The following is an 8,005-nucleotide window of genomic DNA, read 5'->3' as shown; positions in this document are numbered from 1 at the left end:
CCCAAAGCTATTGGCAATCAGACCAAGCTCTTCGAAATGCTCGTCCTGGATGATGAAGAGATCCAGGAGCTGGAACTCACTGGCCAGACCGGCGAGCTGAGCATTGACGATGTGGCCACCATGTCGGTCAAGGAATTGCGCAAGGCCCTGCGCGAAGCCCGCGAAGACAAGAAGGCCCTCGCCCAGGTCAACGCCGACAAGAACACCAAGATCGACGAACTGGCTGCTCAACTGGCGCGAAAGCCTCTGGTGGTCGTGCAGCCGATGGATGAGCAGTTGGCCGAACGACGCGAAGAACTCGCCACCAAGGCCACCGCGGCCGAAGCCGCCATTGCCGGCGCACTGCATCCAGCCGTGCAACTGCTGGTCGAGAAAGGCGAAGAGTCCGGGCAAGACCAGCGTCCGATCATCGCCGGCATGCTCGCCCAGGTAGAGCGGGCGCTGCTGCAGATCCGCGCTGAATACAACATCCCCGCCACGCTGTCCGCCAGTGCCACGCCGACCTGGATGGCTGATGACAGCGAGGAGGCGGTGAAGGCCGCGTTGGCCGAAGCCGCCAAGCAGGGTGAGTAAGCCTATGAGCGCCGTGATGACTCAACGCCTCGTTGCCCTGGCACACGAGCTGGATCGCTCCACCACGAGCAGAACAGAGCTGTGCCAAGCGGCGGCGGACGATCTGCGCATCTCCCTGGCGACTCTGTACCGGAAACTGAAGGAGGTCACTGTGACCCAGCCCCGAAAGAAGCGGGTCGACGCCGGCACCTCAGCGCTGACTCGCGATGAGGCGGAGCTACTCAGTACCACGTTGATCCGCTCCATCCGCGATAACGACAAGCAACTCAGCACCCTGGAGCGCGCCGTCGAGCGACTTCGCAACAACGGCAAGATCGTCGCAGGCTCTGTGGATCACCGTACTGGTGAAGTCACGCTCATGTCGCTCAGCGCCATAGGCAGGGCCTTGCGTGCCTATGGCTTGCACCCTGAGCAACTGCTGCGCCCGGCCCCTGCGGTTGAGTTGGTCAGTCTGCATCCCAACCACGTCTGGCAGATCGACGCCTCGATCTCCACTCAGTTCTACCTGGCCAATGACGGCGCACGTGCTATGAATAAGGCCGAGTTCTACGACGGCAAGCCAGAGAATCTCAAGCGCATCGAGAAGCAGCGCCTATGGCGTTACGTCATCACGGACCACACCAGCGGTACCCTGTACGTGCATTACGTGCTCGGCGCTGAAAGCGCGGAGAACCTCTGCCATGTACTGATCAGCGCGATGGTCAAGCGCGGTGATACCGATCCGTTCCATGGCGTGCCCTTCATGATCATGACCGACCCCGGTGCGGCCATGACCTCCTCGATGTTCCGCAACCTGTGTCGCGCCCTGGGCATCGAGCTGATCATCAACAAAGTCGGTAACGCACGAGCTAAGGGCCAGGTCGAGCAGGCCCACAACATCGTCGAGCGTGAGTTTGAAAGTGGCCTGCAACTGATGCAGAAACCGCGCACTCTGGAAGAGATCAACGGGCTGGCCGGACGCTGGATGCGGCACTACAACGCCACCGCCATCCACACCCGACATCACCGCACTCGCTACGCGGCCTGGATGACGATCAAGCCTGAGCAACTGCGCATTGCACCGCCTGCAGAGACGATGCGCGAACTGGCCATTGCCGCACCGGAGAAACGCAAGGTTTCTGCCCGGCTGCGGGTGCCGTTCCGCGGTGCCGAATACGACGTGTCCGTTATCCAGCACTTGCAGGTCGGTGACCAGGTGCTGATTACCCGCAACCCGTTCCGCGATGCGGATAGCGCTCAGGTTGTGCTTGTTGGAGACGACGGCCGCGAGCACTACCAGGTGGTCGAGCGTGTTGAGCGTGACGACAACGGGTTCGCGGCTAACGCTGCCACTCGCCGGGTGATTGGCGAAGAGCACCGAGCCTTGCCGGAGACAGCCGCGCAGAAGGACCGAAAGCACCTGGACCAACTCGCCACCGGCACCAGCTCGGTCACGGAGGCAGAAAAGGCGATCAGGTCGCGAGCAGTGCCGTTCAACGGCGAGATCGATCCGTTCAAGGAACAGGCCAACACCGTGTTGCCAACCTACCTGCCCAAGCGCGGTACCGAACTGGAAACTCGCGTCACCGTGGCTGGCTTGGCCTCGGTCGAGCTGAAACCACTGAACCGCATCGAGCTAGCCAAGGCGCTGCGCGCACGTATGGGTACAGCCTGGACACCAGCATCCATGGAGTGGCTCAAGACCAACTACCCGGACGGCGCTATGGAGGAGCAACTCGACAGCATCGTTCAGCAGTTGCAGGCACCTGCACGCCCAAGCCTGCGCCTGGTAGGGGGTGAGTAATGCTGCGCCTGAAGGAAGTACTCGCAACCCTCAGCCTTGGCCAGGCTGATCTGGCCAGGGCGATGAAGCTCAGCCCGGCAGCCATCGCCCAGTTGGTCAATCACGACCAGTGGCCCAAGTCCATCGACAAGCAGGAGCTGTGGGGCCGTATGGCCGACTGGCTCTATGACGTTGGTGCGCAAGACGGCGACATCGCCGCCTTGGAAGAAGAAGTGGAGTCGCCGCGCGCCAACGCGGCGACTCCTGCAGCCCCGGAAACCAATCACGAAAACCAGGAGTGCCCCGACATGCTAATGGCAAAACAATCCCTGCGGCCAGATACCAAGCGCGCCTTCGGCGTGATGGTCGACCCGTTTGGCGATCTACGCTGCGCCGAAGACATGTATTTCAGCGGCGATATTCGCTACATCCGCGAATCGATGTACCAAACCGCACGCCATGACGGCTTCCTCGCTATCGTGGGCGAGTCCGGTGCCGGCAAGAGCACTCTGCGTCGCGATCTGACCCACCGTCTGCGCAACGAGCCGGTCATCACCATCGACCCCTTCGTAGTTGGCATGGAGGCCAACGACATCAAGGGCAAGACCCTGAAGGCGACTCATATCGCCGAAGCCATCATGTATGCCGTGGCACCGCTGGAAACACCTAAGTCCAGCCCCGAAGCTCGCTTCCGCCAGGTCCACACCTGCCTCAAGAACTCATACGCCGCCGGCAACCGTCATGTCGTGATCATCGAAGAGGCGCACTCGATCCCGACCCAGACCCTCAACCACCTCAAGCGCATGCGCGACCAGTTCGAGGACGGATTTGACAAGCTGCTCAGCATCATCCTGATCGGTCAGCCCGAACTGCTCATCAAGCTGTCGCCACGCAACGCCGACGTGCGCGAAGTAGCCCAGCGGGTCGAGATCGCCATCTTGCCGGCTATCCCCTCGGGTGATGTAGAGCAGCACCTGGCATTTCGTGTCGGACGCGCCGGCAAGAAGCTGGACGAACTGATCGACCAGGGTGGCATCCACGCCATCGTTGAACGCCTCGCCAGCTCCGGCAAGGACGGAACCAGCCAGCTCTATCCGTTGGCTATCGGAAACCTATTCAACGCAGCGCTGAACCTGGCTGCCGAGATCGGTGAAAGCCGCATTACCGCTGATGTGGTCAAGGGGGTGTGAGATGAACGTCGTACCGATCACTGGCCGCCTCCCTGAAGAGCAGCCGAAAGCTACCCATCTGCCGCTCTGCACAGTACTGACGCCAGAGCTGGCCCGCTGCCTGGAAGCAGTCAACAGCGCCACCCGCGCCTTGCGCCAGGCCGGCATTCCGATTGAGCAGACGTCGGTGCTCGATCGCCGCCTGTTCATCCGCGAAGAGGATTCGTTGCGGCTGCACCGCCGCTTCCGCAACGCCATCCGTGGCATTCGCCAGACCACTCGCGGGATGGTCACCGTCCATGTCGTCAGCCTGCTCGGTGTTGATGTGGCCTGGACGACCCCGGTGAAGGAGCAAGACCAATGACCGTCATCACCCATGCCTACACCCCGCTGATGGACGTTGATTCCATGAGCGAAGAGGACTGCCGCCTGGCCCTGAAGGACGTTCTGCGCGATGGGTTCGCGAAGGACCAGCAAATGGTCGAGCTGAAGACCATCAACCACACGTTGAATCAGCAGCTCAATCACGCGAACAACATCTTGATCAAGCTGGCGGAGTTGAAGCTGGCCTATCAACACGAGGCGTATGAAGCCGAGCTGGAGCAGTTGGCCGCTTACTACCTGCACCTCAAGGCCGAGCAGCAGACTGCTGGGAGGGTGCACTGATGAACAACAGCACAAAGCGGAACCAGTGCGACGGCTGCCAGGCCGGCGTGCCGCTGGAGGACGGCAAACATCGAATGGGACGTCCTGGTGGCTACCCCGACCTCATGAGCTGCACAGCCCATCTCTATGGGGCACCGCAAGTACAGCCTGTGGCATGGGCCATTTTCGACGGCGCCTGGATCTCGGACCACACGGCTGACCCAAACCGAGCAGAGCAATGGGCTGAGGATGGTAAGAACGTGATCGCCCTTTTCGCGATGCCGGTCCAGCAGCCGGTATCTGCTTTCGCTCGGGATGTGCTGGCAGAACGGCAGCGACAGATCCTCCAGGAAGGCTTCAGTCCCAACCATGATGCCGAGCACCGGGGCGGTGAACTTGCGCTGGCCGCTACCTGCTACGCCGACGAAGCCGTTACGCAGATCTGCCAGCCAGAGCGAGAGCCGTGCCTGACGCAACTGGTGCCGGGCTGGTGGCCGTTCGAGCCATCCTGTTGGAAACCCAGCCTGGACGCTCGAACGAACCTGGTGAAGGCCACGGCGCTGCTCCTCGCACAGGGTGACGCGATCGACCTGCAGATTGATACCGAGCTGGAGGGTCGTCCCCATGGCTGATGTTCTGGAAATCGACTGCCCCGCGTGCAGCACGCCGTACCCCGAAATCACCGCAGGCTCTGCAGCTCATGACCCGAGCCTGATCGAACTGGTGATCACCTGCAACAACTGCGGACACATCCTGAATGCGTTCGTCTCCCTGGCTGAGATGAGCGTTGTGCCGAATCCCGAAGAGGAACCCTCCCATGGCTGAACAAACAGTGCATGTTCCCGCCGGGTACCGCATGGACGCCAAGGGGCGCCTGGTACCTGAAGAAATGATCAAGCCCATCGACCTGGAGCGCGACCGCCTTGTGCAGGAGATCGTTGCCAAGGGGAAGGCTCTGAACAAGGCGTTGCTGGATTTCAAACTGGCGACATTCGGCGATATCGAGGCCTTCATCACTTTGTCGGCCGAGCAGTACCAAGCGAAGGTAGGAGGCAAGAAGGGCAATGCCTCTCTGGTCAGCTTCGACGGTCGCTACAAGGTCATTCGGGCCATGGCAGACAACATCGCCTTCGACGAGCGCCTGCAGGCCGCCAAGGCGCTGATCGACGAGTGCCTCCATGAGTGGACGGAAGGTGCTCGCGCGGAGGTCATCACACTGATCAACGATGCGTTCCGCGTAGACCAGGCAGGGAACATCCGCACCGGCAGCGTGCTCGCTCTGCGCCGCCTGCAGATCGATGACGAACGTTGGCAGCGTGCAATGCAGGCCATCGGCGAGGCTGTCCAGGTCGTGAGCACCAAGGCGTACGTGCGTATCCAGGAGCGGGTCGGGGACACCGACCAGTACCGCTCCATTCCTCTTGATATCGCGGGGGTGTGACATGGACCAGGACCGTATCCTCGACAAGATCAAGAAGTGCCTGGAAATGGCCAAGGGGCGGGGTTCCAACCCGAACGAGGCCGAGATCGCGCTGCGTCATGCCCACAAACTGATGGAAGCCTACAACCTGGAGATGGGCGACGTGCTGGCCAGCATGGCTGGCGAAGCCAGGGTTCCCGCCGGCTCGGATGGAAAACCGCCGGCCTGGCGGGTGCGCCTCGCTCAAGTGTGCTGCCATGCCTTCGGCACGCACCTGATCATCTGCACCTCCTATTTCGAAAGCGCTTCGTTCTTGTTCGTCGGCTGCGCGGCGGCGCCGGAGCTGACCGGCTACGCCTACCAGGTGCTGGAGCGACAGCTGCAGAAGGCGCGCAAGGACTTCCTGAGCACGCAGAAACGCTGTAAGCGGTCCACCAAGGTGGCCCGTGGAGATGCCTTCGCGCATGGATGGATCGAGGCCGTGTACGCCAAGGTCGACCAGTTCGCGGGCGTCGACGACAACATCGCCGACGCGATCCAGGCGTACATGGCGAAGCACCACGCTGACGTCGGCAAGTTCGAGATGAAGCGCCGCAAGCTCAAGGCACGTGACGAAGTGGCCAGTGAAGCGGGGTATGCCGCGGGCAAGCGCGCGCGGCTGCACCAAGGGATCGGGCACCAGGCCGTAGCTCGGCTTACTCAGGGGGTGTGAGATGGCTAGCAATCTCGAAGTAGTCACCCAACTGATGGAGTACTCGCGCTCAGGTCCATTGATGCAGGTGATGATTCTCCAAGCCCTGGACCAGTTCAGCAGTGGCGTTCTGGCCAGCCCGAAGGGTTCCTTGCGCAATGCCATTGTCTCGGAAGAGGCTTGGAGAGCTTGCGCGAAGGAAATCCAGCAGACCCTTTCCAAGCACTTGCTGGAGCAATGACATGGAGCGCTACCACTCAACGGCCGGCGATCCACCTCGGCGTGATGCTGACGTAAAGCGGCAGGAGGCCCAGGAGCTGGACGAACTGGTTCAGCAGTTCTTGGCCGGCGGCGGGCAGATCGAGAAAGTCGGGTACAAGATGCGCGAGCTGCCGGACACTTTCGTCATCAACCCCATGAAGACGCCGGTATACAACGGTGCCCTGGCCGAGAACTCGTCGCTCAAAGCCAAGCCTGCCGCACCGCGCGCGCAAGCAAAGACCGAGCCCCAACGCTCACCAGCGCCCGTGCCGGCTTTGCAGCCGGCTCCTGGCGTGAACCCGAAGGTCTGGTTGAGCCGGATGATCGCCGCCCAGGCGCTGCTGGCCGCGCAGACGGCCAGGCTCGCTCGCGAACTGGGCGTCAGCGATGCCGAGCTGCGCCGGCTGGGTCGTCGGCATGGCATGGAGGTGTTCCATGGCACTCGCTAGGGGGCTGCTCAGCAAGATCCACATCGCTCGTCAGCAGCTCGGCCTGCAGGACGATGTCTATCGGCAGAAGCTGCAGGTGATGTTCGGCAAGGGGTCGGCGCGGGATCTGAACCTGCGCCAAGCCGAGCAGTTGCTGACGGAGTTCAAGCGCCTGGGCTGGCAACCACAGCCCAGCAAGCGAGCAGCCGGTAAGCCGCATAACTTCAGTCAACTGCCCGCCGAGGTCCAGGTCATCGAGGCGCAGTTGGCCGAGATGAGGCTGCCCTGGAGTTACGCCGACAAGATCGCAAAGCAGATGTTCGGCGTGGCCAAGGTCGCCTGGCTGAAGAAGCCAGATCAGCTCACGGCAATCCTGGCGGCACTGCATGTCGAGCAGGAGAAGCGGTACCTACTCGCTGAAGTGGATCGGCTCTGCCTGGGCCTGGGCATTGAGCATCCAGAACAGGCGGCCGGCTTGGAACAGCTGCCGAAAGGATGGCGGCGGCAGCGTCCAATCCTCAAGGCCCTGGTGGAAACGCTCCAGGCGGCCGCAGATAGCAAGCGGAGGTAATAATGAAGGAGATCCGTTCGCAGCAGATCCGCCGCCGGAACAACATGCTCAGCGAGCTGGCCGAACTGATCGTCGAAGCGTTCGTGCGCAACGGGATTCCTCGGGAGAAGGCGGTGCCCGAGTCGGAGGAGGTGGCGTTCCAGCTGCATCGGCGCTGGGCCGGTTTGACATTTGTTTTCCCGGTCAAGGATGACCTGGCTCGCAAGCGTCTGGAGTTGCACATCTTGCAGCGCTACGATGGATCGAACGCCGACAAGCTGGTCCAGGAGTTCGGAATTTCAGAAGGGCTGATCTACGAAATCGTCAGGAAGCACCGCAGGCAGCGAAAGGATCAGATGACGCTTTTTGACCCGGCCGAATGAGCCGGGTCTTCATTTCACCCCTGGCAACACCTTTTCATTCTCTCGTCTCGATATTCCCCATCCCCTCCCGCTATATCTCGATTTTTCGCGCACCTCCCCCTAGGTATTTCTCACCCTCTCTCA

12 protein-coding genes and 1 pseudogene are annotated in these 8,005 nt (G+C 61.6%); all 13 read left to right on the top strand.

Translation table 11 applies throughout. The annotated features are described in order from the left end of the window. A pseudogene (locus JHD77_RS31575) lies at positions 1–573 on the top strand (hypothetical protein); the annotation flags it as partial. Between the two features lie 4 nt (positions 574–577). Continuing rightward, a complete protein-coding gene (locus JHD77_RS31570) occupies positions 578–2,356 on the top strand; it encodes a DDE-type integrase/transposase/recombinase (RefSeq protein WP_033996755.1) in 1,779 nt (592 codons plus the stop codon). Continuing rightward, positions 2,356–3,525 (top strand): ExeA family protein, encoded by a 1,170-nt coding sequence (locus JHD77_RS31565; RefSeq protein WP_003148490.1) that lies wholly within the window; start codon positions 2,356–2,358, stop codon positions 3,523–3,525. Before JHD77_RS31570 ends, JHD77_RS31565 begins: the two co-directional genes overlap by 1 nt. A gap of 1 nt (position 3,526) precedes the next feature. After that, positions 3,527–3,868, top strand: a complete 342-nt coding sequence (locus JHD77_RS31560; RefSeq protein WP_003148488.1) for a hypothetical protein — start codon at positions 3,527–3,529, stop codon at positions 3,866–3,868. After that, the gene (locus JHD77_RS31555) at positions 3,865–4,170 is read left to right on the top strand and encodes a hypothetical protein (RefSeq protein WP_003148486.1); all 306 of its coding nucleotides are present in this window, start codon (positions 3,865–3,867) and stop codon (positions 4,168–4,170) included. The genes JHD77_RS31560 and JHD77_RS31555 overlap by 4 nt, the downstream gene beginning before the upstream one ends. After that, a complete protein-coding gene (locus JHD77_RS32580; RefSeq protein WP_003148484.1) occupies positions 4,170–4,781 on the top strand; it encodes a hypothetical protein in 612 nt (203 codons plus the stop codon). The genes JHD77_RS31555 and JHD77_RS32580 overlap by 1 nt, the downstream gene beginning before the upstream one ends. Further along, complete coding sequence (locus JHD77_RS31545; protein ID WP_003148482.1) at positions 4,774–4,974, top strand: hypothetical protein; 201 nt, start codon at positions 4,774–4,776, stop codon at positions 4,972–4,974. Before JHD77_RS32580 ends, JHD77_RS31545 begins: the two co-directional genes overlap by 8 nt. Then, entirely contained in the window at positions 4,967–5,590 is a 624-nt protein-coding gene (locus JHD77_RS31540) for a DUF3164 family protein (protein ID WP_003094190.1), read from the top strand. The genes JHD77_RS31545 and JHD77_RS31540 overlap by 8 nt, the downstream gene beginning before the upstream one ends. A gap of 1 nt (position 5,591) precedes the next feature. Continuing rightward, complete coding sequence (locus JHD77_RS31535; RefSeq protein WP_003094188.1) at positions 5,592–6,281, top strand: DUF2786 domain-containing protein; 690 nt, start codon at positions 5,592–5,594, stop codon at positions 6,279–6,281. Position 6,282: 1 nt separating this feature from the next. After that, entirely contained in the window at positions 6,283–6,501 is a 219-nt protein-coding gene (locus tag JHD77_RS31530; RefSeq protein ID WP_003148480.1) for a hypothetical protein, read from the top strand. 1 nt (position 6,502) lies between these two features. Next, complete coding sequence (locus tag JHD77_RS31525) at positions 6,503–6,970, top strand: hypothetical protein (RefSeq protein WP_003129239.1); 468 nt, start codon at positions 6,503–6,505, stop codon at positions 6,968–6,970. After that, the gene (locus JHD77_RS31520) at positions 6,957–7,520 is read left to right on the top strand and encodes a gp16 family protein (RefSeq protein WP_023657063.1); all 564 of its coding nucleotides are present in this window, start codon (positions 6,957–6,959) and stop codon (positions 7,518–7,520) included. Before JHD77_RS31525 ends, JHD77_RS31520 begins: the two co-directional genes overlap by 14 nt. 2 nt (positions 7,521–7,522) lie before the next feature. Beyond that, positions 7,523–7,882, top strand: coding sequence for a Mor transcription activator family protein (locus JHD77_RS31515; RefSeq protein WP_003094179.1), 360 nt, complete (start codon positions 7,523–7,525; stop codon positions 7,880–7,882). The last annotated feature ends 123 nt before the right edge of the window (positions 7,883–8,005 follow it).

The sequence above is a fragment of the Pseudomonas sp. P20 genome, assembly GCF_016463925.1.
Taxonomy (GTDB): domain Bacteria; phylum Pseudomonadota; class Gammaproteobacteria; order Pseudomonadales; family Pseudomonadaceae; genus Pseudomonas; species Pseudomonas aeruginosa.
The sequence above is the reverse complement of the archived record's forward strand: the minus strand, read 5'-3'. Positions and strand labels throughout refer to the sequence as shown.

Excerpts from the sequence above, each read along its gene's own strand:
- JHD77_RS31525 (WP_003129239.1), top strand. The coding sequence starts at position 6,503 with ATGGAGCGCTACCACTCAACGGCCGGCGATCCACCTCGGCGTGATGCT.
- JHD77_RS31570 (WP_033996755.1), top strand. The coding sequence starts at position 578 with ATGAGCGCCGTGATGACTCAACGCCTCGTTGCCCTGGCACACGAGCTG.
- JHD77_RS31560 (WP_003148488.1), top strand. The coding sequence starts at position 3,527 with ATGAACGTCGTACCGATCACTGGCCGCCTCCCTGAAGAGCAGCCGAAA.
- JHD77_RS31535 (WP_003094188.1), top strand. The coding sequence starts at position 5,592 with ATGGACCAGGACCGTATCCTCGACAAGATCAAGAAGTGCCTGGAAATG.
- JHD77_RS31520 (WP_023657063.1), top strand. The coding sequence starts at position 6,957 with ATGGCACTCGCTAGGGGGCTGCTCAGCAAGATCCACATCGCTCGTCAG.
- JHD77_RS31565 (WP_003148490.1), top strand. The coding sequence starts at position 2,356 with ATGCTGCGCCTGAAGGAAGTACTCGCAACCCTCAGCCTTGGCCAGGCT.
- JHD77_RS31545 (WP_003148482.1), top strand. The coding sequence starts at position 4,774 with ATGGCTGATGTTCTGGAAATCGACTGCCCCGCGTGCAGCACGCCGTAC.
- JHD77_RS31555 (WP_003148486.1), top strand. The coding sequence starts at position 3,865 with ATGACCGTCATCACCCATGCCTACACCCCGCTGATGGACGTTGATTCC.
- JHD77_RS31540 (WP_003094190.1), top strand. The coding sequence starts at position 4,967 with ATGGCTGAACAAACAGTGCATGTTCCCGCCGGGTACCGCATGGACGCC.
- JHD77_RS32580 (WP_003148484.1), top strand. The coding sequence starts at position 4,170 with ATGAACAACAGCACAAAGCGGAACCAGTGCGACGGCTGCCAGGCCGGC.
- JHD77_RS31530 (WP_003148480.1), top strand. The coding sequence starts at position 6,283 with ATGGCTAGCAATCTCGAAGTAGTCACCCAACTGATGGAGTACTCGCGC.
- JHD77_RS31515 (WP_003094179.1), top strand. The coding sequence starts at position 7,523 with ATGAAGGAGATCCGTTCGCAGCAGATCCGCCGCCGGAACAACATGCTC.